Origin of the sequence: Trichocoleus sp. FACHB-46 (assembly GCF_014695385.1) — a bacterium.
GTDB lineage: Bacteria > Cyanobacteriota > Cyanobacteriia > FACHB-46 > FACHB-46 > Trichocoleus.
On sequence record NZ_JACJOD010000051.1, the window covers coordinates 1 to 21824 of the forward strand.

Sequence of the window (21824 nt, forward strand, 5' to 3'; positions counted from 1 at the left end):
ATGCCATTGAGATACATTTTGATGCACAGTTGCTTGATGTCATCGGAGTAAGCCCAAGGACGGTAAGACTCGAGAAATTGGCGACCACACTGCTGGCACTGATAGCACTGTCTGCCGCGACGGTGACCGTTTTTAGCCGTGTGAGTGGAGTGACATTGAGGACATTTCATACCTTCATTGTGCCAAAGCCAGCATTACCCTTTCAGCAACGCCAAGCAAATTAGTGGCTTTATACAGGCACGACGCAATCATGCAGGCTGGACAAATTCTCCAGGGGCGCTATCAACTTCAACAACCGCTGAGGCAACCATTAGGGCAGGCCAGCCCGCAAGGTTCCGAATCAGAATGATTGTTAGGCACGCAACTCCTCAGACCGTTTTAGAAAGTTTCAGCGATCGAGTACTACGGCAGAATCATGGTTTCAGACCATCACTTTTGAGTGATTTATGCCAATTCTAGTTCAACGAAACTTGATGGCATTGTTTTACGTGTATCTGGACACAACCCCTGAAAGACTTATAGAACAGGAATTCTAGACGAAACCATAGGTTTCTGTTCAAATGCCCTCGCTGGTCCTTCCAGAATCCAAACCTGTCGCAGGTAAAGTTGGCAGGGAGGCGCTTGATTGCAAAACTTTTGTTAGTTACGGCTGAGACAATGTATGAAGCCAGTTAATGGCACAATCTCAGGTCAAGACACCTGAAAGCGGCGCTGTTCCTGCTGATGGAAGGTGCTGCCCATCCTAAGAGGACAAAATGAGTACGACTAGGATATTCGACAGTTCTCAATTTCTTCAGCCAACCGAGGGGGAGCCTATTCGCTCGGTTGTTACAGACTCTAAAGATGCTGTCGTCGTTGCCTGGTATGTCAAGCCAGGACAAACGATTCTCCCTCATGTCCATCCCCGTGGCCAAGATACCTGGACCATTTTATCTGGGAAGGGAGAATATTATCTAGATCAAGTAGGCACAACACAACCCATCATTGCCGGGGATATAGTCGTTGCTTTTATGGGCTGTGTGCATGGAGTCATTAATAATGGTGAGGAGCCATTAGTTTTTATTTCAGTTGTGTCCCCAAGCGACGCCGGATATCACTTGGTCTCATTAGAAGATGCTTTCGTGATTGAGTCGTAGTACAAATAAAATTGCTCTAGGTACCTCAGAATCGTTAAATAGAGCTTGAGCTAAGGCTTCCGTGATTGCTCCTCCGAGTTTTTAGACCCGCTGCCGTCTTCTCCTGCCTCAGCCCGCTGCGCCTTAAAAATTAGTCCTAGCGGATAAGGATGCCAGTTTTCCACTGGGGCTAAATTGGACAAGTTCCCTGGATGAGTCAGGGGGCATGAAAGGGCGTGATCAAAATACAGCGATCGCACCTCTTGATTTTTCGGTTTGCAATGAGGTGTTGTACGTTTCTTGCAAACATTGCCGAAAAGGAATAGTGGCGTGCTTTTTGTAGTACGCCTCAAACGATTGAAAATTCAAGCGATCACAAGCATGACAATGCCGAAGTTAGTCATCTTCGGCATTGATGCTGGATATGAACGACCAAGTTCAGCGGTAGCTAGTGACTTATGATTCCTGAGAATAACCTTTATTCCACCGCTGCAATAGCTCGTTGGGCTACTGCTCCGACTGCTGGCTTGGCGGTGTCAACGATCTAAAAACCATAGATAAAATTCTATACAAGCAAAAGGTTTTTTCTTTGTCACTCTATAGATAACATCACTCAGAGTAGCGTACAGTTAAAAACATCAAATGATTTAACTATTACGATTTAGTTTTTCAGAACTTGAAGCCGCTTGGCAATCATTCTCGACAGTCTGCTGTTGAGGATGATTTGAGCGCGCGATCGTAGATGCCAGATTCCATTGTCCAGCCGATTTTTATCTGTATCCGATCCTTTCTATGAAATGGGTCGCTTCTAGCAAGTGCATTTAGTTTGTTTATTGCAACACTCCTCGTCAGAGGAGGCACAAGGAGGTATTCGTGGATTTTTTGTCCTTGTTTTTAATGGACTTCGTTAAGCAGTTGCAGTCCCCAACACTCGGCTTTTTGATTGGGGGTATGGTCATTGCCGCCCTTGGTAGCGAATTGGTAATTCCAGAGGCGATTTGTCAGATCATCGTCTTCATGCTGCTCACCAAAATCGGTCTGACCGGTGGTATTGCGATCCGCAATTCCAACCTAACAGAGATGATTTTACCCGCAGCGTTTGCTGTAGCAGTAGGGATTCTTGTTGTATTCATCGCGCGCTATACGTTAGCCAAGCTGCCGAAGGTCAAAACCATAGATGCGATTGCGACCGGGGGGTTGTTTGGTGCGGTGAGTGGCTCTACCATGGCCGCCGCCCTGACACTCCTGGAAGAACAAAAAATGCCATACGAGGCATGGGCTGCCGCACTCTATCCTTTCATGGATATCCCAGCGCTCGTCACGGCGATTGTGGTAGCCAACATTTATCTCAACCACAAGAAGCGTAGTGCAGCAGGCGAGTCTCTCAGCAAGCAGGAGTATTCCAGTCCCGCAGGCGAATATACCAGTCCCGCAAGCGCGGCTTTAAGTCCCGCAGGCGCATCTCTCCCTGCAGGCACGGCTTTCAGTACCACAGACGATTATCCCAGTCCCGCAGGTGCTTATCCTAGCAGCCGACAAGAGTATCTCAGACAGCAGCAGTCTGCGGATAACCGGGTCAAGATATGGCCGATCGTGAAGGAAAGCCTCCAGGGACCTGCTCTATCGGCAATGTTGCTCGGCATTGCTCTTGGCCTGTTCACTCAGCCGGAAAGTGTCTATAAAAGCTTCTACGACCCTCTCTTCCGCGGCTTGCTTTCGATCTTGATGCTAGTCATGGGTATGGAGGCTTGGTCAAGACTTGGCGAACTGCGCAAGGTAGCCCAGTGGTACGTCGTGTATAGCGTAGTGGCACCACTGGTGCATGGGTTCCTCGCCTTCGGTCTCGGCATGATTGCCCACTACGCCACAGGATTCAGCATGGGTGGTGTTGTCATCCTGGCCGTCATCGCCGCCTCCAGTTCAGACATCTCAGGTCCGCCCACGTTGCGAGCCGGTATCCCGTCAGCCAATCCTTCTGCCTACATCGGTGCCTCCACAGCTATCGGTACACCCATTGCGATTGGCTTGGCAATACCGCTCTTCCTCGGTCTTGCCCAAGCAATCGGCGGTAGCTAATCCCAGAGATCAATATACGTAGGTAAGGAGATAACCAACATGGCCAAGCCAGCCAAAAAGCTTGTCATCGTCACAGAAAAGATTCTGCTAAAAAAGATCGCCAATATCATCGAAGAAGCCGGAGCGACTGGTTATACGGTGGTGGAGACTGGCGGTAAAGGCAGTCGCAACGTGCGCTCGTCGGGACAACCCAACGTTTCTGACACCCAGGCAAATATAAAGTTCGAGGTGCTCACCGAAAATCGGGATATGGCCGAGGATATTGCGGATCAGGTCGGAGTGAAGTTTTTCAACGACTATGCGGGCATTGCCTATATCTGTGACGCGGAAGTACTGTACGGGCACAGTTTTTGTGGACCAGACGGCTGTTGAATCGAGACGATGCAGACCCAAATGGCCGGGTAATGACCCCGGCTTTTTATTGGCCGTTACTCAAAAATCCAAAGCATGACCGTCCTTGATCGGTTGCTTTTTTCATACCCCCGCCATTTTATAACTACCTCAAACCCTTAACCTTCATCGCTTTAAACTCATGATTTCGTCCAACTTTCTGCCTCCTTTCAGTGGGGGGATAGCTGCTCTCATGGCTCCGATACCATTCCTGGCAACCGTTGTTGCTGAAGATTCACCCATTATTCTGTCTGGCGTATTGCTGACGCTGGTGGTGATTTATTTGGCCAGCAAGTTCGGCGCAGAGGTCGCTAGGCGATTGGATTTTCCGCCTGTCCTGGGGGAACTAGTCGCTGGTGTGATTGTCGGCGTTTCGGCGTTGCACCTGGTGATCTTTCCCGAAGGGGGGCTATCTGCATCTGATTCGGTGATTATGACGGCGCTGCAAGGATTGAATCAATTGGCACCGGATGCGCTGACCCGGATCTTTGAGTCGCAAAGTGAAGTGATTTCGGTTCTGGCTGAAATCGGTGTGATTATTCTGCTGTTTGAAATTGGATTGGAATCCGATCTGCGGCAACTGAAGGAAGTGGGCATTCAAGCTACGGTCGTTGCCTGTGTCGGAGTTGCGGCACCTTTTGCGGCGGGCACGGCAGGGTTAATGATGCTCTTTCATGTCGCAGCAATTCCAGCGATTTTTGCGGGGGCTGCGTTAACGGCAACGAGTATCGGCATTACCTCTAAAGTGTTGTCAGAGTTAGGTCAACTCAAATCCAAAGAAGGGCAAATCATTGTTGGCGCAGCGGTGATTGATGATGTTCTCGGCATTATTGTCCTGGCTGTAGTCGCTAGCTTAGCCAAAACTGGTGAGATTGATATCGCCAATGTCATTTACTTGATTGTCAGCGCTACCGCATTTTTAATTGGATCAGTTTTGTTGGGGGGTATCTTTAACAAAAGTTTTGTGGCGATCGTGGATCAGCTCAAAACCCGTGGAAATATTGTTATTCCGGCATTCATCTTCGCTTTCTTTATGGCATTTTTAGGTAACGCCATTCACCTTGAAGCAATTTTGGGTGCCTTTGCAGCGGGTTTGGTGCTTGATGAAACCGATGCTCGGAACGAGTTAGATGAATTAATCAAACCGATCGCCGATTTACTGGTACCAATCTTCTTTGTGACGGTGGGAGCGCGTGCCGATCTCAGTGTTCTGAACCCGATGGTACCGGAGAATCGGGCGGGACTATTGATTGCTGTCTTTTTGGTAAGGGTGGCGATCGTTGGCAAACTGGTGACGGGCTGGGGAGTGTTTGGATTACCCGAAATCAATCGCTTCGCGATCGGGGTTGGGATGATCCCTCGAGGTGAGGTAGGTCTGGTGTTTGCTGGCATCGGCTCAGCTAGCGGCGTTTTAGATAAGCCACTGGAGGTGTCGATCATTATCATGGTGATCTTGACAACTTTTCTGGCTCCACCTTTTTTGCGGGTTGCCTTCTCATCCACTAACCCCATCCCAGAACCTACGACTCCTGTAGAAGCAGCGAGTGAGTAACGATTTTGCATCTTTTGATCTTGTGTGACGTGTTTTCTGAAGGTGCTTATGCAGATGTTATTAGAAGAATCTGTGTTGGAGGCCTGTGCTTTAGCCACTATTTTATTAGGCTTCTTTGGCATCATCCTGAAGAAGAACCTGGTCATGAAAATCATCTCTATGGATGTGATGAGTACTGGGGTGATTGCCTACTACATCGTCATAGCAGCGCGAGATGGTTTGTATACGCCTATTGTTACTAAGGGAATGCAGCAAGCCTATGCCGACCCCGTACCTCAGGCGGTCATCCTGACGGCAATTGTGATTGGCTTTTCAATTCAGGCTCTGATGCTGGTCGGTGTAATGAAGCTGTCGCGTGATAATCCCACCTTGGAAAGCAACGAGATTGAGCGGAATCAAACATTATGACAGCCCTTACTTTGTCCTGGATCGGATTTCCGTTTGCGGTGGGTTTTCTGATTTACCTGTTACCTCGCCTCTCGCGATCACTTGCCCTGGCTGGCACTCTAGCTTCGGTCGCCTATTCTATATGGCTATTTCTTGCATCCGAACCCATTACGCTACGGTTATTGGATAACTTTGGGGTTAGCCTGCTGTTAGATCCGTTAGCAAGTTTCTTTATTCTGACCAATGCTCTCGTTACAACTGCTGTCATTTTTTATTGCTGGCAGAGTGACCGCTCTGCCTTCTTTTTTGCACAAACTCTGATCCTTCACGGTAGTGTGAATGCAGCGCTGATCTGCTCTGATTTGATTAGTTTATATGTAGCACTAGAGGTTTTGAGTATTGCTGCATTCTTGCTCATTACTTATCCGAGAACAGATCGATCGATCTGGGTTGGACTGCGCTATTTATTCATTAGCAACATAGCGATGCTGTTCTATTTGGTGGGAGCAGTACTGGTCTATAAAGCCCATCATTCCTTTGATTTTGAGGGATTACGGGGAGCACCTTATGAAGCGATCGCCCTCATTTTTTTAGGTCTGCTGACTAAGGCAGGTGTATTTGTATCAGGCCTCTGGCTCCCGCTCACCCACTCTGAGTCAGAATCGCCCGTTTCGGCTCTGATGTCTGGGATGGTTGTAAAGGCAGGGATTCTGCCGATGGCACGTTTCGCCCTTTTTCTAGAAGAGATAGACCCAATTGTGCGTTTTTTTGGGGTAGGAACGGCACTGTTGGGGGTGTTCTATGCAGTCTTTGAGAAGGATGTAAAACGGATGCTGGCATTCCATACGGTGTCGCAGTTGGGCTTCATCCTAGCGGCTCCAGAGGTTGGCGGGTTCTATGCCCTAACCCACGGGTTGGTAAAGGCTTCTCTGTTTTTACAAGCCGGGAAGTTGCCCAGTCGCAGTTTCAAAGACCTTAACCAGCGATCGCTCCATACTCCCCTCTGGATTGCCCTCGTGATTGCCAGCTTCTCAATTTCAGGATTTCCTTTGCTGTCGGGTTTTGGGGCAAAGGTGTTAACCATGAAGAATCTGCTGCCTTGGCAGGTGATTGCGATGAACATTGCTGCTTTAGGAACATCTATTTCGTTTGCGAAGTTCATCTTTTTACCCCACAAAAACCTAAATGAGTCAGAGCGGCCATCTCTTCAACCAGGTTTTTGGGCTGCGATGGTGCTGCTTCTGGGTGGATTGTTCGCGGCGAACGTTGTGTATTACGAGGCATATACCTTCACAAATATTGTGAAGCCTTTAGGCACCATCTTCCTGGGGTGGATTCTTTACCTGGCAATTTTCCGGCAGGTAGTTCTGAAACTACCCCGTGTTCTGGAAGAATTTGAACATTTAGTCGGGGTTATGGGCCTAAGTTTAGTCGTGCTCTTCTGGATGGCAATGGCATGATTGCACATATCATTTTTCGATTGGTAATCTGGTTCTTGCTAACGGCTAACCTGAGTGTGGCAAACATCATCATTGGTGTGAGCGTTGCATTACTGTTACCTCGCGGCGCAACTTCACCTACACGACTGAAGGAGTTGCTACAAGCAATATGGAAAATTGTTCAAGCCGTTCCCCAAGCCTACTCGGAAGCCATTCAACTGATTTTGCAACCCCATACTCAGGAAGAAATCGTGATGGAGCGGGTCAAGGCGAGACGAACACCTGGCCTTATCTTCCTGGATATATTTCTAATTACCTTTACCCCTAAAACCACCGTCTTGAAGTATCACGAAGACGGCTGGTACGAAGTTCATCGTGTATGCAGGAGGAAACAGCCATGATTCTCAACCTAGCCTTAATGGCGATGATTGTGGCACTGCTGATTCCTCTCTACGAAGCATGGAAAGATGAAGACATCTGGCAAACCATGCTGGCATTTTCTAGCGTGGCAACGAAAGCTGCGGTGATGATTCTGCTAATTTCGGTGTTGAGAGATGACTGGATGTTGGGTGTTGCGGGTGTCATTATCCTGAGTGTGGGAGATGCCGGATTTATGCTGCTGGCCCATATTCTCAAGCGGATGGGGGATTCATGATTAAGCTGTTGAGCGACCTCTGTATTGGAGTTGGGTTAATCTTCTGGTTCTGGGGTACTTCGTCTCTGTTGACTCGGCGATCGGTGCTATTTAAACTCCACAACCTTTCGGTGTCGGACACCTTAGGGTCGATCAGCATCATTACAGGTCTGCTCCTGCTCCGCCCCCGTGAGTGGCCGCTCCTGCTCCTGGCAATTCTTTCCCTGGCTCTATGGAATACGATGCTGGGCTATGTCCTGGCCTATTGCTCCAGCAGCAGCCCCATGCGTACCCTCAATTTTAGGAGGCGTAGTGATGGATAGCTATGTTTACGTGATTGTTGCTCTGCTGCCCCTAGCCGCTGCAATGGTGATCTTTCAAACGAACCCTTACCACGCTCTCGTAATTCGGGGCATTTTGGGGGCGATCGCCGCCCTTGTCTACACAGTACTGGGTGCTCCCGATGTGGCTTTAACCGAAGCATTAGTGGGAACGTTGTTAGCGATTAGCCTGTATGCGGTTGCTGTGCGATCGTCCTTGGTACTGCGCTTGGGGATATTAAAAGATGAGGGTGTTACTAGCAACTCAACGGAATCTTCCCCAGAACATTCTTTCCGTCAACTCCTAGAGGATCTGCGCACTGCATTTGGCAAGCATTATATGCGAGTCGAACTCGTGCCCTACATGGATGAGGAAAATCTGCACCAAGCCCTTTTAGACAAGGATGTACATGCTATTTGCACCTATACAGAATCTTTAGAAGGGAAAGTACAATCCGAAGCAATACTCCCTTATACAACAACGACACGTCTCCCTCGTATCTACGAGATTTTGCAAGCCGAAATGGTTTCTATCCCTGTGCGGCTTAGTCACAACAGTTCATCACAATCGGAGATGAAGGGATGAAATGGGTTTATGTTGCCGCAGGAATAGCATTTTTCTTCAAAATGCTATTCCTGTCTGAAAATCCGGCTCCTACCTTACCGTTCTCCATCGTCGATGCGGTGGTTCAAGATAGCGGCGTACCGAATGCAGTTTCAGGTATTATCCTGCGTAATCGCCTGTATGACACCATTTTTGAAGTGATTGTTTTTACGATCGCCATCATGGGAACTAAATATCTCTTATCCAATGAACGGCTACCTAAAAAGGTCTACCAATTTAGCGACGAATCTTCCATTATTCTGGCGCGGTTGGGAGCAACCATCTCTGCCTTGGTGGGAGTTGAGTTAGCGATTCGTGGCCATCTTAGTCCAGGAGGCGGTTTTGCGGCTGGAGTAGCTGGGGGAACGGCGATCGGACTGATTGCCATGACCTCATCTACGGCATGGATGCAGGGAATTTATCAGCGTTGGCACGCTGCTACCTGGGAAAAGATATCAGTGCTCATATTTATTTTACTGTCGGTGATAACGCTATCCGGATTTGAACTTCCCCACGGTGATTTCGGTGCTCTGCTGAGTGGTGGAATTTTGCCAATTTTGAATATTTTGGTAGCAGTCAAAGTAGCTTTGGGATCGTGGGCCGTCGTTCTCATATTTATTCGCTATAGAGGACTGTTGTAGGTACACTCATGCCTTGCACCAAAACTAAACGTAACGGTCTCTTCCATTGCAACGAGGTCAATGGGCTATGTCCCTGATTCGCTCTACTTTGTCGGCCCTTCTGTCCCCCTACCAGGTTTTTTACTCTTCCTGCTGCTGGTGGAATAGAGCTTGAAGTTCTGTTCTCAAGGCAGCAATTTCTGCCTGTAACTCTACGATCGCTTTTGCCCCTGCAACCTCAGCCTCCGGATTTTCAGCATCCTGACCCACAAAGAATGTGGCAAGGGTCGCTGCAACATAACCGAACACAGCAAAGGCATAGAGTGCTAGCAAAAAGCACAGTAACCTTCCCTCCGGAGTCTTTGGAAAGTAATCTGACCCCATCGTAGTCATCACCATTGCCGTCCACCAGAGTGCTGTGCCGTAATCGGTTAAGGCAGATTCAGGAACCTCACGCTCGAAGGCATACATTCCAGCAGCACCAATCAAAGTGGCGATTGCTGTTAGCCCAATGACATATCCCAACCCCCGTCGATTAACGCTTGCAGCTAAAACACGCATACCTCGATTAGTTCGGGTCATCACTCTAAGGAATCGTAAGCCTCGAACTGCACGAACCGTTTGGAATGCTCGCAAAACTTTCACTACTCGTAGAACCCGTAGAGCTGGCAGCATCAGTGAAAGCATCGTTAGCCAGTTCTGTTTCAGGTAGGCCAGTTTCTGAGGAGCCAGAAAAAACTTTAGCCCGAAATCCAGAATAAATAGCACCCAGATGGTAATGCCCAACACGTCCAAGAGCGGTGAAAGCCCCCAGATTAACTCAACTACAAATAGTGCCAACCAGACAAAGCTGAGGATTAGCATGGGAATTTCCAGCCAATTCTCAAGCTGTTGCAGAATTTCACTTTGCTCTTGTTCTAGGGCACGCTTTGTTAAGAAGTTTGGATTACTCATAAAATTTGGTTCATTACAAATTATGGTCGGGAGGTTCAAGGTCGGGTAGGTAAACGAGGTGCTTCGGTTCGTCTGACTTCTTTTACCTCACTGACTGTAAAGATGAGGGTAAAAGGTCGCCCCATTTCTCGTTCTACAAAGGCTTCTAAGAGCTGTACTTGCTTCGGCGTGATGGGTTCCTGCGATCGCACACTCAATCGCACTTGAGGTGGTTTGCTTAACCAATTCGTGTCGATGTTTAACAGTTCCAAGCGTTGAAATGTGAGCGTACGATTGATCAACGCTTTTTGCAGGCTACTCTCTAACTGGGTTTGACGAACTAATTCAGCAAAGCCAATACTCAGTGGCAATATCAGGGCAATGGTTAGAGCGGCGGTCCAACCAAGTGCCTTGCGGGCTTGATGAAGTGGAGTGTAGCCTGCTAGCAGAAACGTCAGCATACAGGATAGGGTGATACCAAGCAGATTGGTGAGATAGAGCAAAGCTGCTCCGACACTGAGCGACCACTCTCTTTGTGCTAACCCGAGCCCAATGACACAGATGGGCGGCATGAGGGCAACGGCGATCGCGGTTCCTGCTAAACTGCCTGAGATTTTAGGCTGAACTTTGGCATAGCCACTAATACCACCGGCTGCAACCGCAATTCCCAAATCTAGGAGCGTCGGTTTTGAGCGGGATAATACCTCGCTGCCAAAACTAGCAATACCCACTAACAACCCTAAACTCCAAGCTAAGACAATTGCCAGCAGTGTTCCGACCAACAATGAAATTAATCCTTTGCGAAAAAGCACTACATTTCCTTCGAGGGCTCCAAAGGCTAGTCCTCGAATCGGCAACATTAAAGGAGCAATAATCATGGCACCAATAATGACGGCAGTACTGTTGGTCAGCAGCCCAAAGGTAGCGATCGCACAAGAGCCAACGAGCAAAATTAAGTAGCTGGCACCGAGAATAGATTCCTCTAGCAATTCAGTCTGTAATTGCTGAAGTTGCTGGGATTCTACTCGCTTTTTTCCCATCAGTCGAAAGCGATCGCGAATGCCTTTTATTCTAAACACAAATCTTTTCTCATTAAATTAATTCTCTACTAATCGAAAACTGAGCTGTAGCCATTTCTTTTACTTCCCTCCGTCTCCCTCAATATTGTGCCATCACCTCTAGAGATTAACTAACACTAATCATGCACAGTTCTTACTGCTGATAATTATAAAAATAGGATAAACCCTTCTTGGTTTAAGATTAATCAGATTATTACTTTTCCCTAATTTTGTAGTGCAAAGCTAAATAGTGAAATCAGGATGAAATGTTTATCTATCTTTTGAACATGAGTGCTAAAGATGTCTCATTCTAAGGATTTCATAAAAAATGAAATCAGCATGAAATCTCTTCAGGCTCTAAGACAGAGGTTTTTAGTCTATCGTAAGCATGAAGAAAAGAGCACTTTAAATTCTTATATTGAAATGACCCGAAAGAACTGAATTAACCTAAGCAAAATGGTTAGCCTAAAGAAAAGAATTAATAAAAATCAGTCATTTTCCTTTTGAAACTTTGTTAACAGAAAATATATTTGAGCTGGAGATAACCCAGAAAGTCATTAAAGAGGAGTTATGAATCTAGAAATATCTACAGCTTGGGCTAAAGTTCAGGGAATGATCAATGGTGCGATCGCCTTGTTACCGAATATTGGCTTAGCGCTGATTGTTTTCCTTCTCTTTATATTTATAGGGGAATGGATTAAAAAGTTAGTCAAAAAATTAACTCGCAATCGTCGTCAGGCACGCAACTTGGGCATGGTGCTGGGACGCTTAGCTCAAGGATTCACAGTCTTGATGGGATTGTTTGTAGCCTTATCTATTGTGATTCCTACCTTTAAGGCAGGCGACTTGGTACAACTGCTAGGGATTAGTGGGGTCGCAATCGGGTTTGCGTTTCGAGATATCCTGCAAAATTTCTTGGCAGGGATCTTGATTCTCTTAACGGAGCCGTTTCAAATTGATGACCAAATTGTCTTTAAAGACTTTGAAGGCACCGTTGAAAATATTGAAACTCGCGCCACTACTATCAGAACCTATGATGGTCGTCGTATTGTCATTCCTAATGCCGAGTTATTTACCAATTCAGTCACAGTCAACACAGCTTTTGACAATCGCCGTTTGCAATATGACGTAGGCATTGGCTATGGAGATGATATTGACCGAGCTAAACAACTAATTCTAGAAGCGATCGCCAGTGTACATGGGGTCTTGAAAAGCCCTGAGCCTGATGCCTTAGTCATGGACTTAGCAGATAGTACGGTGAAGATTCGTGCCCGTTGGTGGATTAACCCACCGCGTCGGGCTGATGCGCTTGATATGCAAGACCAAGTGCTGACTGCAATTAAGAATAAACTCACTGCCAACGGCATCGATCTCCCTTTTCCAACTCAACAAATTCTTTTCCATGACCAAACCGAAGAAACCGACGGCGACCGCTCCCGTCAACGCGAAGGCTGGCCTGCGGGCAAACGCGAGGTGCCCAAGCCCCGGAGCATCAGCGGTTCTTTGCGGCAACTGGCTGAAATGCGGGCACAGCGGAACGGCAACAGCCACACTCAATCAACTGATGAGTTATGAAAAGTATCAAGTGGAGCAAGCTTTGGGACTCGCTCCACTCTAGTTATTGGTTTTTGCCAACTGTGATGGCCGTGGCGGCGATCACCCTAGCATTCGCAATGTTGGCGATTGATCGGGCTTCTCAGGAGAACATGAAGCAGCTCAAATGGATCTACACAGGTGGGCCTGATGGGGCGCGAGCACTACTCTCCGCCGTTGCTAGTTCCATGATCACAGTTGCCGCAACCGCATTTTCAATCACGATCATTGCGCTTCAGCTTGCGGCTTCCAATTTTGGGCCTAGGTTGCTGCGTAACTTCATGCAAGATACTGGAAACCAACTAGTTCTAGGGACTTTCATTGGCACCTTTATTTATTGCTTACTGGTTCTGCGAACCGTCCGGGGAGAAGACTATGCTCTGTTTGTACCCCAGCTATCGGTAACTGTGGGCATTGTGCTCGCCATCGCTGGCGTAGGTGTCTTAATTTACTTTATTCATCATGCTTCTACGATCATTCAGGCATCTCACGTTATTGCGGGTGTGAGTCATGATTTAGATGAAGCGATCGAGCGATTATTTCCAGATCAGCTTGGGCATGGTGTCCCGTCCAGATCAGACCGAAACATTGAAGAAATCCCGGCAAATTTCGACTCAGAGGCGTACCCAGTCAAAGCTTCTAGAACGGGTTATATACAAGCGATCGATAACCGAGAGTTGCTCAAGATTGCCTGCAAACACCACCTACTGCTACGGCTTCAGTGTCGCCCTGGTCAATTTATTGCCCAGGGTAGGGAACTAGTGCTGGTTTATCCCGCCAAGCATGCGCTCCCAAAACTAACAGAACGACTGAATGATGCTTTCATCGTGGGCAATGAGCGCAATGAGCAACAGGACGTAGAGTTTCCGATCAATCAACTGGTAGAAGTGGCACTTCGGGCTATTTCTCCGGCGGTGAATGATCCGTTTACAGCCATTCGTTGCATTGATCGAATTGGGGCTGCATTGTCTCGCCTTGCCCAACAGGAGTTTCCTTCTCCATATCGCTACGACCACCAAGGAACCCTGCGTGTGATTGCCGAGGGAGTCACGTTTGAAGAGTTAGTGGATTCTGCCTTTAACCAAATCCGGCGATATGCCAAATCGGATGCTGCCGTCACGATTTGTTTGCTCGAAGCGATCGCCACTATTGCCTCGACTACAGGCAATGCCAAACAACGAGCAGTTTTGCGCTGTCATGCTGAAATGATTCAGCGAGGAAGCCGTGAAGGTTTATCAGAAGAACTAGATCGGCAGGCTGTAGAGCAGCAATATGACAAGGTTATTACCAAGCTGGCTCAGCAAAGTCATCAGGTTGGGTTATTAAATCAGAAACATACTCATGATTCACGAGAGTAAGACTAATGTTTAGTACCAACTGGCAAGGATATAGAACAGCGGCTTGGATCGGAGCAGCTTTACTGGCAGCCACAGTCGTTGCTGCATGCATGCAGGGCAATTGGGGTAATGCTCTGTCCCTCGCCTGCTTTCTATTAGCTTTCTTAGCCTTTATGTTCCTCGCTAAGCCACTACCTACATTATTTGATTTTTTATTCGTCGTGGCAGCTCTCCTGAATGCAGGAGGTTGGGTGTGGGGATGGTTCTACCTGCCTGGAATATACGATGAGGCAGTTCATGGCTTCACTATGTTTGCTATTACTCTGGCACTTAGTTTTCTCACTTATGGTTCTGTGCTGCCAACGTTTCATGAACATAAGCTGTTATATCTAGCCGCGATCGCCAGCTTTGGCATTGCGATTGGAGCACTTTGGGAAATTGCCGAATGGGCGGCAGGAAATGTTCTCCCGGCTCAAGTTATTGGTAGTGTGGATGACACGATCATTGATTTAGTGATGGATACCTTAGGGTCCGGGCTAGCAGCCCTAACTAGTCTATGGGCATTAGAAGAAAGAGTACATTCTAGAGGAGCAACTCATCGGCGATCGCGATCGCGGAGCCATCTCTAAACGTTTCTACACTACATTTCACAGAAATCTCTAAATGTGTTTTGATCTAAATCAAAATATTGCATTTCTCCTAAAAATATAATTTTGGGAGGTTTTAATTTTTTAATGAGATCAATCAGATTGTAATTTTTTTAGTTAAATAGGGATATGTAGATGTAAAAGTATACCGCTTGCTACATAAAGGTTCTGCCCTTGTATGTCCTATTTGCAAAACAGAATTTAGCATATCTCTTTCGATAGCAGGATTTATTAAATTCATATCCTTTCTAATATGGATACAAGAAAATAAATTGGAGAAAATACATTATGACTTTGATGAAACTCAAAGACTTTTACCCTAATTCTCACGAAGACTCATCTAACGCAGAAGACGTCAAAGACTTTGATGTTTACACGCAAAGCGATGAGAAGATCGGTTCAATTGAACATATTTTAGTGGATGATCAAAGTGGCCGCTTTCGCTACTTTGTGGTTGACACGAGATTCTGGATTTTTGGTAAAAAAGTGTTGTTGCCTGTCGGGCGCGCTGCTATTAATTACACCGATCGCCGAGTCGAAGTCAAAAGCTTAACAAAGCAACAGGTCGAAGATCTGCCTAACTTCGATGATCTCGAAAAAGCAGATTATGACTACGAAGAACAGGTGCGAGGAACGTATCGTCCTGCTACGAGTGCTGCCACCAACTACGATCGCGATAGCTATAACTATCAGCAAGAACCCTCCTTGTATGACTTGAATGATCGCGATCATCAAAGCTTAAAACTTTATGAGGAGCGACTCATTGTCGACAAGCACAGGGAAAAAACTGGAGAAGTCTCGATTGGCAAACGAGTAGAAACGGAGACAGCACGAGTGGCTGTTCCAGTTGAAAAAGAGCGCATCGTGATCGATCGGACGACCCCAGCTACAGGTGCTGCTGTTGATTCCAGCAATGTCAACTTTGGCAACCAGGAAGCAGTACGGATGGAAGTTTACGAAGAAACTGCTGACATCCACAAAGAAGCCTTTGTGCGAGAGCAAGTTAATGTCAGCAAGGTTGTAGAAAAGGATACTGTGAACGCTGAAGAGAAAATCCGTCGGGAAGAACTAGATTTAGATAGGCAAGGTCGCTCAGTTGTAGATAAGCGTCGCTAACGCTAGATCGCTCTAGGTTCATCATTTTGTAGGGCTAAAGCCACTTTAAGGAGTGTGCTTTTAGCTCTATTTCTTTATAAGATTAAGAGACCTAACGCTAAAAACATACATAGCTATGGAACGCCAGCAAGACTGGTGGGCGATCGCTCAATATCCCTGATCGAGAGGTAAACTTGTGCGTTTAGGGCAGTGGATTGGTTTTCTTGCCCTCATTATCTCGCTTTATATCCTCTGGAGAATCCGGCAAGTACTGTTGTTGGCATTTACGGCTGTGGTTTTAGCAACTGCGCTCAATCAGCTCGTAAAGCGCCTGGAGCAGCGAGGAATTCATCGAGGCATTGGTATTGCTCTAACAATTACTAGTGTTCTGATTGCTCTAGCGGTTCTAGTAGCGCTAATTGTTCCTCCTTTCTTTGAGCAGCTACCCGCGTTGACCGAAGGAGTACCCAGAGGATTAGACCGTTTTCGGGCCTGGTTTGAAACGTTACGTAGCCGAATTCCAGGGCAGGCAGATGATGAAATTAGTATCTTTACCCAACTGACTCAACAACTACCAGATTTTATTAGTCGGGTGTTTGGCAATTTTTACGATTTATTTACTTACTCAGTCGAAATTATCTTGAACTTGTTGCTGGTTCTAGTTGTCACCATCATGCTACTGGCAAATCCCAGCGCCTATCGACAAGTCTTCTTGCTGCTTTTTCCCAAGTTTTACCACCAGCGGATCGATAAGATTCTCTTAGAATGCGAAATCGCTTTAAGTGGCTGGCTAGTAGGCATTCTATTTAATATGACAGTAATTACGGTTCTGAGCGGATTGGGTCTGTGGCTTTTAGGCATACCTTTGCCCTTAGCAAACGCTTCGCTCGCAGGGTTACTCACGTTTATTCCCAATCTCGGACCGACCCTCAGTGTGGTTCCTCCCGCTGCTCTTGCCTTGCTAGGCGCTCCTTGGAAAGTGGGAGCAGTGGTAGGACTATATATCGTCATTCAACAAATTGAGAGCAATGTTTTAACTCCCTTGGTGATGAAGCATCAGGTTTCCTTACTGCCAGCCATCACTCTCTTAGCCCAAGTTGCTTTCTCTATCTTCTTTGGGTTTATGGGTTTGCTGTTAGCGCTGCCTTTGCTGGTTGTGGCTCAAGTCTGTCTAAAAGAGGTACTGGTTGAAGATGTCATGAGCCATTGGGAAAGCAACGAAGCAGATCAAGATAGCTAAGAGTGGTTGGGTGGTTCTAGAACACTGACATCAATGAGGGGAGTTACATTAAATCCTTGGTTGACCAGATGGGTTTGGATATCTTGAGTTAATTGAGTACGAATTGCTTCTGTAGGCTGTTCTATCCCTCGTTGTCGCTGCACATATACTGTCCCCAGCAAGGTATTTTGGCCTTTAATATCAGGACGGGTGAAGCGAACATTGGCCTCTACTAAACTCGCTAAGCCGCTTTGATTAACCACCTTCTGAATTTCAGCGGTCGCTCGTTGCGAACGGCTGGAACGTTGTAGGTTGGGCGAGCTGGCAAATTGCCAGGTAAGCAGTCCCGTCAAAGCTGCCGTTGTACCTACTAAAATAGCTGGAAACGCCCAAGCTTGGCCTCGTTGATAGCGAGCTCCCTGAGCAGAGATGCCGTAGAGCCGAAACACGATCGCAGCTGATAGATTGATGCCGACCAGTTGTAGCAACAGGACAAAAATACCATTCACAGCCAAGTCCCAGCGTCCCATGGCGCCTGCCATCCCAACCAGACCAGCCGGAGGTGCCAAGGAAGCTGCAACCAGCATCCCAGTTGCAGCCCCAGAGACCAAGCTACTACGCTCAGACTGCACCAGATTTAAGGCTCCCGCCGCACCTGCAATAATGGGTAGCATCACAGCAACAGCAGAAATTGTACTCGTTGCTGCCATCTGCTCTGTTACAACTTCTTGGCGTAGAACCAAGGTAAGTAGCCCCGTTACAGCGATCGTAACGGCTAAGGCAGAAAAATATCTCAGCAGACTACGGCCTAAGAGATGGCGATCGCCTCGCGCAGTAGCCAGCGCCACATTCATAGCTGGCCCCGCAAAGGGAGCGATTAACATAGCTGCAACTAACAGATAGCTGGTACTGGTAAACAACCCAATCCAGACCACGACTCCAGCCGCCGCTGCATATCCTAAAAAACCTTTCCAAGAGCCAACGCTTTGCAACCCAGAGAGAAACACTTCAATGGGGCTACGGACTGCTACATCTGTGACTTGCTGTGCCGCTTCATCCGCAGGTGGTTTTAATCCCATAACTCCACGGGGATTGAGCGTAATCTGAAGATTGGGCAGCCCTTCTAGCGCTTGCATCAGAGCTTCAACTTTGCGGTTGGAGATATGAATAATCACCACATCCAGCGGTTCCTCAGTCCCCGTCGCTTCAAATAAGGCTAGGTTCGCTCCATCATGAGCTTTGGCCGTATTTAAGACCTCTTTTCCGCATCCTCGTGGAACTTGCACGAGTATTTGGCGCATGACACTTGCTCCTAACGTATTCCTTGATGGTCGTCAATGGTTTAATCAATGTCTTAATCCAATCGGAGATCGGTGACTAATAGCTATACCGTTATGTAGATTTCTCTTTATTTTTAATCCGATATGGTTTCTTCAGGGCAACTACAAAAGTTGCGGTTGCTTCCTCATCGCCTCGATACAGTATCACAATAGGTACGATCGCTTTTGTATCTAGCATTGAGCGAATAGAACTTTAATCTCAAAACGCATTAGTTCAAAGCGCATTGGTGGGATAGCAACACTCAAAGGTATGTGAAATGAGTGAAAAACGTCCTAGCAACATCATCATCAAAGTATTTTGGTCGCTTGTCATTCTCCTAGCAGCCTTTGTCATCGGTAGCTTGATGCTCACATAGAGTAAAGCAGTCGATCAAGAATTGGAAGATACTCAATCGCTCATCCAAAGCTTCATCCAGAGCTAGGGATAGAGTAACATTTGCATGATCGGACATGCGGGTAGCCTACGGAGTTACCTCAACCGTTTCACAAGTACATACCGGAACTTAGAATATCCTCGTGATGCGCTGGGTAGACTAACTACACCCTTTGGACACCTCCACGTTAAGGGCGGCTCTAGTATTTATTCCGCTTCTAGTTTATTGGAATCTGCTAGGTGGAGCAGGTCTAGCGGGAAGTTGATGAATTGAGTGCGATCGCACTGTTGGCAGAAATCATCGACAGCGCATAAGAGGTCTTCTAAACTAAGCATAGGATGAGTATCAGCAGCTTGGAACTTCAATACTTTCAGCCTACCTACTCATCTTCTACTTATCCCAACAAACTCACGTTAGATTACTCGCCAGGTTGTTGATGCGAATACTTAGCTTTTCGAGTTTAAGCTCTAAGATAATTTTCGTCACCTTATTTTTTCTGTTGTTTTTCCTGTCTTTGTTTAGTTATTTTTTTAATCAACTATTGATTTTATTTGTATGTTTTTCCATTATTCTCGGATTGGTTCAGGGTATTAAACTTAGTAGAGGTGGCTTGAGGAGAACCCTGATCGCATCAATCATTTTAGTTGCTTTGTGAGGTACTTATAACGTGAGCCCAAGAATTAACTTCTGGATGACAGCGTCGGCTCGCCAAAGTGTGGTTAATCGTATGATTTCAAATAATGCTATCCCAACTCAATACGAGGTAGTTCTAAAAGACAGCCCTATAGAAAACTTACTATTGGGGCAGGCTACAGCATACATTGATCGAAATTATCATTCGGTCTATTTCAATTATTATAAAAAAGGATTCAATCAAGCAGCATTCTTTATTTATACAAGTGATCCAAATAGGATTGATCCTCGTTACATTCAATTAAAACAATTAAAAAACAATTGGTTTTTCCTACTCAGAGGCTATGCCGATTAAGATAACGTTTACTTCTTATTGTTTTAGTAATTTATTCTAGAGGCAAACGCACGGTAAATGTGCTGCCCTTACCAAGTTCACTGCGTACTTGAAGGGTGCCGCGATGGGCCTGAGCGATCGCTAAAGCAATGGGTAAACCTAAACCAGAACCGCCGGTGTGCCGCGATCGATCTTGTTCTACTCGATAAAAGCGATCGAAAATTCGGACTTGGTCAGCTGGAGCAATTCCTAGCCCTGTGTCCTGCACTTGCACAATGGCGTATTGTTCATCCCTGTTTAGCGAAACCCTAACTTGTCCTCCCGTGGGCGTTGCTTGAATTGCATTGTTAATTAAGTTGCAAACCAAACGATAGAGCTGTTCTTCGTCGCCTAAAACATAGACGGATGTAGGCACCTGTAACTGCATCGAGAGTTCCACCGCCTCTTTAACCGCTAAAAAAGCGAGTTCTTCTATCAAGTCGCTGATTAAATCATTCAGGCAGCAAGCGAAATGCTTTCCTGTCAGTTTACGCTGGTCAATGCGGGTTAACAGTAGGAGATCCTTAACCAACTCTGAAAGGCGTAGAGTTTGTCGTTGTAGGACGGCTAAGGCTCCTCCTGCCGTCTCTAAAGTAGAGCTTTCAGACTTACTTTGAAAGCGTAACGTCGATTCGATCGTGGCTTGCATGGCAGCGAGCGGCGTGCGAAACTCGTGGGCAGCATCGGCAGTGAACTGCTGCATTTGTTGATAAGAGCGATAAATCGGTTGCATTGCGAGTCCCGCTAGCCACCAACTAGACCAAGCCACGAAGAGCAGCGCGATCGCACACCCCAGCAGCAACGTCCAACGTAAGGCAACCAAATTTTGGTCTAAGTCTTGGAGCGATCGCCCCACCTGCACATAGCCTCCCGGCTGCTTTTGTATCTGTAGGGGTAAGGAGACTTGGCGATAGCGAATTCCCTGCCGATCCGTCAATGTTTGCCATTTTGCTTTTCCCGACGTGCTAGGTAATTTGTCTATCTGTAGCCCCATCACCACAATGGGTCTTCCCGTTGAATCTATTAAGCGGATGTAGTAATTGATGGGGTCGGGTACACCGACTAGGGGAGGCCGAATGACTTCAGGAAGTTGAGCTGCTTTAGTAGCTTCAGTAGTAGGAATACAATCTGCTTCAGCGAGACATAACCGCAAGGAGAGATTTTCAGCCACCTGACGTAACTGCTCTGGTCGCTGTATAACAGGCTCGATTCGTTTGGCCACAACCCCTGTAACCGCTTGCAATCCTTGGTCAATGGTTCGGCGGTAGGCCTGGGCAACCACCTGATAAACTCCAAAACCAGATACCCCCATGATGCAAGCCATAACCCCAGCGTACCAGAGAGCCAAACGCAGACGAGTTGAACCAAAGAGTTGATTGTCTTTCATGGCTCATCCATCCAGGTTAAAGCGATAGCCTACACCGTAGATGGTTTCAATCATAGTCCCCTCATCTTCCAACTTGCGGCGGAGTAGACGAACTTGGGCGGCAACAACATTGCTCACAGGTTCAGCCCCCACTTCCCAAAGCTGGTTCATGATTTGATCGCGGTTCACAATTTGGTTGGGATGCTTCATGAAGTATTCCAAGAGCTGAAATTCTTTTATGGTTAGAGGAATCGCCTGGCGATCGCCATTCACATCTTGCCGAACGACTGCGTGAGTTCCATAGTTGAGCGTTAAATTGCCAGCTCGGAGTTGAGGCGGCTGGATCTGAGGCGATCGTCGCCGCAACGCCCGCAGTCTTGCCAGCAGTTCTGCCATCTGAAAAGGCTTAACCAAGTAGTCATCTGCACCACTATCAAGCCCTTGAATCTTTTCCTCCATGCGGTCTTTTGCCGTCAGCATCAAAACAGGGAGTGGGCTATTTTGGGCACGTAGTCGTCGGCACAACTCCACCCCTGACAGCCCTGGCAACATCCAATCAAAAATTGCCAACGTGTACTCAGTCCAATGTGCTTCTAGATAATTCCAGGCTTGCGTGCCATCCAGCACCCAGTCCACCACGTAGGTCTGGTGATTCAGAACTTGTTTAATGGCTGCGCCTAAATCGGCTTCATCTTCAACTAATAGCAGTCGCATTATCA

General features: G+C 47.0%; 23 protein-coding genes. 17 read left to right on the forward strand and 6 right to left on the reverse strand.

Going from position 1 to position 21824, the window contains the following annotated elements; translation table 11 throughout:
• Positions 1 to 755: 755 nt before the first annotated feature.
• The 11 genes from H6F72_RS25175 to H6F72_RS25225 all read left to right on the forward strand — a co-directional run bounded on the left by H6F72_RS25175 (position 756) and on the right by H6F72_RS25225 (position 9158).
• A complete protein-coding gene (locus tag H6F72_RS25175; protein WP_190442074.1) occupies positions 756 to 1136 on the forward strand; it encodes a cupin domain-containing protein in 381 nt (126 codons plus the stop codon).
• Between the two features lie 852 nt (positions 1137 to 1988).
• The gene (locus H6F72_RS25180) at positions 1989 to 3191 is read left to right on the forward strand and encodes a sodium-dependent bicarbonate transport family permease (RefSeq protein ID WP_190442075.1); all 1203 of its coding nucleotides are present in this window, start codon (positions 1989 to 1991) and stop codon (positions 3189 to 3191) included.
• A 39-nt stretch (positions 3192 to 3230) separates the two neighbouring features.
• Positions 3231 to 3563, forward strand: a complete 333-nt coding sequence (locus H6F72_RS25185) for a hypothetical protein (RefSeq protein ID WP_190442076.1) — start codon at positions 3231 to 3233, stop codon at positions 3561 to 3563.
• Positions 3564 to 3774: 211 nt separating this feature from the next.
• Complete coding sequence (locus tag H6F72_RS25190) at positions 3775 to 5133, forward strand: cation:proton antiporter (protein WP_242017127.1); 1359 nt, start codon at positions 3775 to 3777, stop codon at positions 5131 to 5133.
• Between the two features lie 48 nt (positions 5134 to 5181).
• Positions 5182 to 5541 (forward strand): cation:proton antiporter subunit C, encoded by a 360-nt coding sequence (locus tag H6F72_RS25195; protein WP_242017128.1) that lies wholly within the window; start codon positions 5182 to 5184, stop codon positions 5539 to 5541.
• The gene (locus H6F72_RS25200; RefSeq protein ID WP_190442079.1) at positions 5538 to 6980 is read left to right on the forward strand and encodes a cation:proton antiporter; all 1443 of its coding nucleotides are present in this window, start codon (positions 5538 to 5540) and stop codon (positions 6978 to 6980) included. The genes H6F72_RS25195 and H6F72_RS25200 overlap by 4 nt, the downstream gene beginning before the upstream one ends.
• Positions 6977 to 7360 (forward strand): Na+/H+ antiporter subunit E, encoded by a 384-nt coding sequence (locus H6F72_RS25205; protein WP_190442081.1) that lies wholly within the window; start codon positions 6977 to 6979, stop codon positions 7358 to 7360. The genes H6F72_RS25200 and H6F72_RS25205 overlap by 4 nt, the downstream gene beginning before the upstream one ends.
• Positions 7357 to 7614: a hypothetical protein gene (locus tag H6F72_RS25210; protein ID WP_190442083.1), complete on the forward strand. Its 258-nt coding sequence runs from the start codon at positions 7357 to 7359 to the stop codon at positions 7612 to 7614. The genes H6F72_RS25205 and H6F72_RS25210 overlap by 4 nt, the downstream gene beginning before the upstream one ends.
• On the forward strand, positions 7611 to 7916 hold the full coding sequence (locus H6F72_RS25215; RefSeq protein ID WP_190442085.1) for a monovalent cation/H(+) antiporter subunit G: 306 nt from the start codon (positions 7611 to 7613) through the stop codon (positions 7914 to 7916). Before H6F72_RS25210 ends, H6F72_RS25215 begins: the two co-directional genes overlap by 4 nt.
• Entirely contained in the window at positions 7909 to 8499 is a 591-nt protein-coding gene (locus H6F72_RS25220; RefSeq protein ID WP_199299303.1) for a DUF4040 domain-containing protein, read from the forward strand. The genes H6F72_RS25215 and H6F72_RS25220 overlap by 8 nt, the downstream gene beginning before the upstream one ends.
• Complete coding sequence (locus H6F72_RS25225; protein WP_190442089.1) at positions 8496 to 9158, forward strand: Na(+)/H(+) antiporter subunit B; 663 nt, start codon at positions 8496 to 8498, stop codon at positions 9156 to 9158. The genes H6F72_RS25220 and H6F72_RS25225 overlap by 4 nt, the downstream gene beginning before the upstream one ends.
• A 120-nt stretch (positions 9159 to 9278) precedes the next feature.
• Here the strand turns inward: H6F72_RS25225 and H6F72_RS25230 are convergent, their stop codons facing one another.
• Both H6F72_RS25230 and H6F72_RS25235 read right to left on the reverse strand, forming a co-directional pair.
• A complete protein-coding gene (locus H6F72_RS25230) occupies positions 9279 to 10091 on the reverse strand; it encodes a potassium channel family protein (RefSeq protein WP_190442091.1) in 813 nt (270 codons plus the stop codon).
• Positions 10092 to 10126: 35 nt separating this feature from the next.
• Entirely contained in the window at positions 10127 to 11149 is a 1023-nt protein-coding gene (locus tag H6F72_RS25235; protein ID WP_370527563.1) for a DUF389 domain-containing protein, read from the reverse strand.
• Between the two features lie 549 nt (positions 11150 to 11698).
• Here H6F72_RS25235 and H6F72_RS25240 point away from each other — a divergent pair.
• From H6F72_RS25240 to H6F72_RS25260, 5 genes are all read left to right on the forward strand, one after another.
• A complete protein-coding gene (locus tag H6F72_RS25240; RefSeq protein ID WP_190442093.1) occupies positions 11699 to 12703 on the forward strand; it encodes a mechanosensitive ion channel family protein in 1005 nt (334 codons plus the stop codon).
• Positions 12700 to 14079: a DUF2254 domain-containing protein gene (locus H6F72_RS25245; protein WP_190442095.1), complete on the forward strand. Its 1380-nt coding sequence runs from the start codon at positions 12700 to 12702 to the stop codon at positions 14077 to 14079. The genes H6F72_RS25240 and H6F72_RS25245 overlap by 4 nt, the downstream gene beginning before the upstream one ends.
• A gap of 5 nt (positions 14080 to 14084) precedes the next feature.
• Positions 14085 to 14687 (forward strand): hypothetical protein, encoded by a 603-nt coding sequence (locus H6F72_RS25250; RefSeq protein ID WP_190442097.1) that lies wholly within the window; start codon positions 14085 to 14087, stop codon positions 14685 to 14687.
• Positions 14688 to 14993: 306 nt separating this feature from the next.
• Positions 14994 to 15821 (forward strand): DUF2382 domain-containing protein, encoded by an 828-nt coding sequence (locus H6F72_RS25255; protein WP_190442099.1) that lies wholly within the window; start codon positions 14994 to 14996, stop codon positions 15819 to 15821.
• 175 nt (positions 15822 to 15996) lie between these two features.
• On the forward strand, positions 15997 to 17040 hold the full coding sequence (locus tag H6F72_RS25260; protein ID WP_190442101.1) for an AI-2E family transporter: 1044 nt from the start codon (positions 15997 to 15999) through the stop codon (positions 17038 to 17040).
• Here H6F72_RS25260 and H6F72_RS25265 read toward each other — a convergent pair.
• Both H6F72_RS25265 and H6F72_RS30885 read right to left on the reverse strand, forming a co-directional pair.
• The gene (locus H6F72_RS25265; RefSeq protein ID WP_190442103.1) at positions 17037 to 18320 is read right to left on the reverse strand and encodes a DUF389 domain-containing protein; all 1284 of its coding nucleotides are present in this window, start codon (positions 18318 to 18320) and stop codon (positions 17037 to 17039) included. The two genes, H6F72_RS25260 and H6F72_RS25265, sit on opposite strands and share 4 nt — an antisense overlap.
• A 619-nt stretch (positions 18321 to 18939) precedes the next feature.
• Positions 18940 to 19068, reverse strand: a complete 129-nt coding sequence (locus H6F72_RS30885) for a hypothetical protein (RefSeq protein WP_255527375.1) — start codon at positions 19066 to 19068, stop codon at positions 18940 to 18942.
• A gap of 356 nt (positions 19069 to 19424) precedes the next feature.
• On the opposite strand from H6F72_RS30885, the gene H6F72_RS25270 reads away from it, so the two are divergent.
• The gene (locus H6F72_RS25270) at positions 19425 to 19721 is read left to right on the forward strand and encodes a hypothetical protein (protein ID WP_190442106.1); all 297 of its coding nucleotides are present in this window, start codon (positions 19425 to 19427) and stop codon (positions 19719 to 19721) included.
• A 31-nt stretch (positions 19722 to 19752) separates the two neighbouring features.
• On the opposite strand, the gene rppB is transcribed toward H6F72_RS25270, so the two are convergent.
• Positions 19753 to 21126 (reverse strand): two-component system sensor histidine kinase RppB, encoded by a 1374-nt coding sequence (gene rppB, locus H6F72_RS25275; RefSeq protein WP_190442108.1) that lies wholly within the window; start codon positions 21124 to 21126, stop codon positions 19753 to 19755.
• Between the two features lie 3 nt (positions 21127 to 21129).
• Positions 21130 to 21819: a two-component system response regulator RppA gene (gene rppA, locus H6F72_RS25280; protein ID WP_190442110.1), complete on the reverse strand. Its 690-nt coding sequence runs from the start codon at positions 21817 to 21819 to the stop codon at positions 21130 to 21132.
• Between the last annotated feature and the right edge of the window lie 5 nt (positions 21820 to 21824).

What these genes read in the sequence shown, in the direction of transcription:
- H6F72_RS30885 (WP_255527375.1), bottom strand. Translation starts at nt 19,068, where the DNA reads ATGCTTAGTTTAGAAGACCTCTTATGCGCTGTCGATGATTTCTGCCAA.
- rppA (WP_190442110.1), bottom strand. Translation starts at nt 21,819, where the DNA reads ATGCGACTGCTATTAGTTGAAGATGAAGCCGATTTAGGCGCAGCCATT.
- H6F72_RS25215 (WP_190442085.1), top strand. Translation starts at nt 7,611, where the DNA reads ATGATTAAGCTGTTGAGCGACCTCTGTATTGGAGTTGGGTTAATCTTC.
- H6F72_RS25185 (WP_190442076.1), top strand. Translation starts at nt 3,231, where the DNA reads ATGGCCAAGCCAGCCAAAAAGCTTGTCATCGTCACAGAAAAGATTCTG.
- H6F72_RS25225 (WP_190442089.1), top strand. Translation starts at nt 8,496, where the DNA reads ATGAAATGGGTTTATGTTGCCGCAGGAATAGCATTTTTCTTCAAAATG.
- H6F72_RS25220 (WP_199299303.1), top strand. Translation starts at nt 7,909, where the DNA reads ATGGATAGCTATGTTTACGTGATTGTTGCTCTGCTGCCCCTAGCCGCT.
- H6F72_RS25245 (WP_190442095.1), top strand. Translation starts at nt 12,700, where the DNA reads ATGAAAAGTATCAAGTGGAGCAAGCTTTGGGACTCGCTCCACTCTAGT.
- H6F72_RS25255 (WP_190442099.1), top strand. Translation starts at nt 14,994, where the DNA reads ATGACTTTGATGAAACTCAAAGACTTTTACCCTAATTCTCACGAAGAC.
- H6F72_RS25230 (WP_190442091.1), bottom strand. Translation starts at nt 10,091, where the DNA reads ATGAGTAATCCAAACTTCTTAACAAAGCGTGCCCTAGAACAAGAGCAA.
- H6F72_RS25195 (WP_242017128.1), top strand. Translation starts at nt 5,182, where the DNA reads ATGCAGATGTTATTAGAAGAATCTGTGTTGGAGGCCTGTGCTTTAGCC.
- H6F72_RS25265 (WP_190442103.1), bottom strand. Translation starts at nt 18,320, where the DNA reads ATGCGCCAAATACTCGTGCAAGTTCCACGAGGATGCGGAAAAGAGGTC.
- H6F72_RS25270 (WP_190442106.1), top strand. Translation starts at nt 19,425, where the DNA reads ATGACAGCGTCGGCTCGCCAAAGTGTGGTTAATCGTATGATTTCAAAT.
- H6F72_RS25250 (WP_190442097.1), top strand. Translation starts at nt 14,085, where the DNA reads ATGTTTAGTACCAACTGGCAAGGATATAGAACAGCGGCTTGGATCGGA.
- H6F72_RS25240 (WP_190442093.1), top strand. Translation starts at nt 11,699, where the DNA reads ATGAATCTAGAAATATCTACAGCTTGGGCTAAAGTTCAGGGAATGATC.
- H6F72_RS25210 (WP_190442083.1), top strand. Translation starts at nt 7,357, where the DNA reads ATGATTCTCAACCTAGCCTTAATGGCGATGATTGTGGCACTGCTGATT.
- H6F72_RS25175 (WP_190442074.1), top strand. Translation starts at nt 756, where the DNA reads ATGAGTACGACTAGGATATTCGACAGTTCTCAATTTCTTCAGCCAACC.
- rppB (WP_190442108.1), bottom strand. Translation starts at nt 21,126, where the DNA reads ATGAAAGACAATCAACTCTTTGGTTCAACTCGTCTGCGTTTGGCTCTC.
- H6F72_RS25200 (WP_190442079.1), top strand. Translation starts at nt 5,538, where the DNA reads ATGACAGCCCTTACTTTGTCCTGGATCGGATTTCCGTTTGCGGTGGGT.
- H6F72_RS25190 (WP_242017127.1), top strand. Translation starts at nt 3,775, where the DNA reads ATGGCTCCGATACCATTCCTGGCAACCGTTGTTGCTGAAGATTCACCC.
- H6F72_RS25205 (WP_190442081.1), top strand. Translation starts at nt 6,977, where the DNA reads ATGATTGCACATATCATTTTTCGATTGGTAATCTGGTTCTTGCTAACG.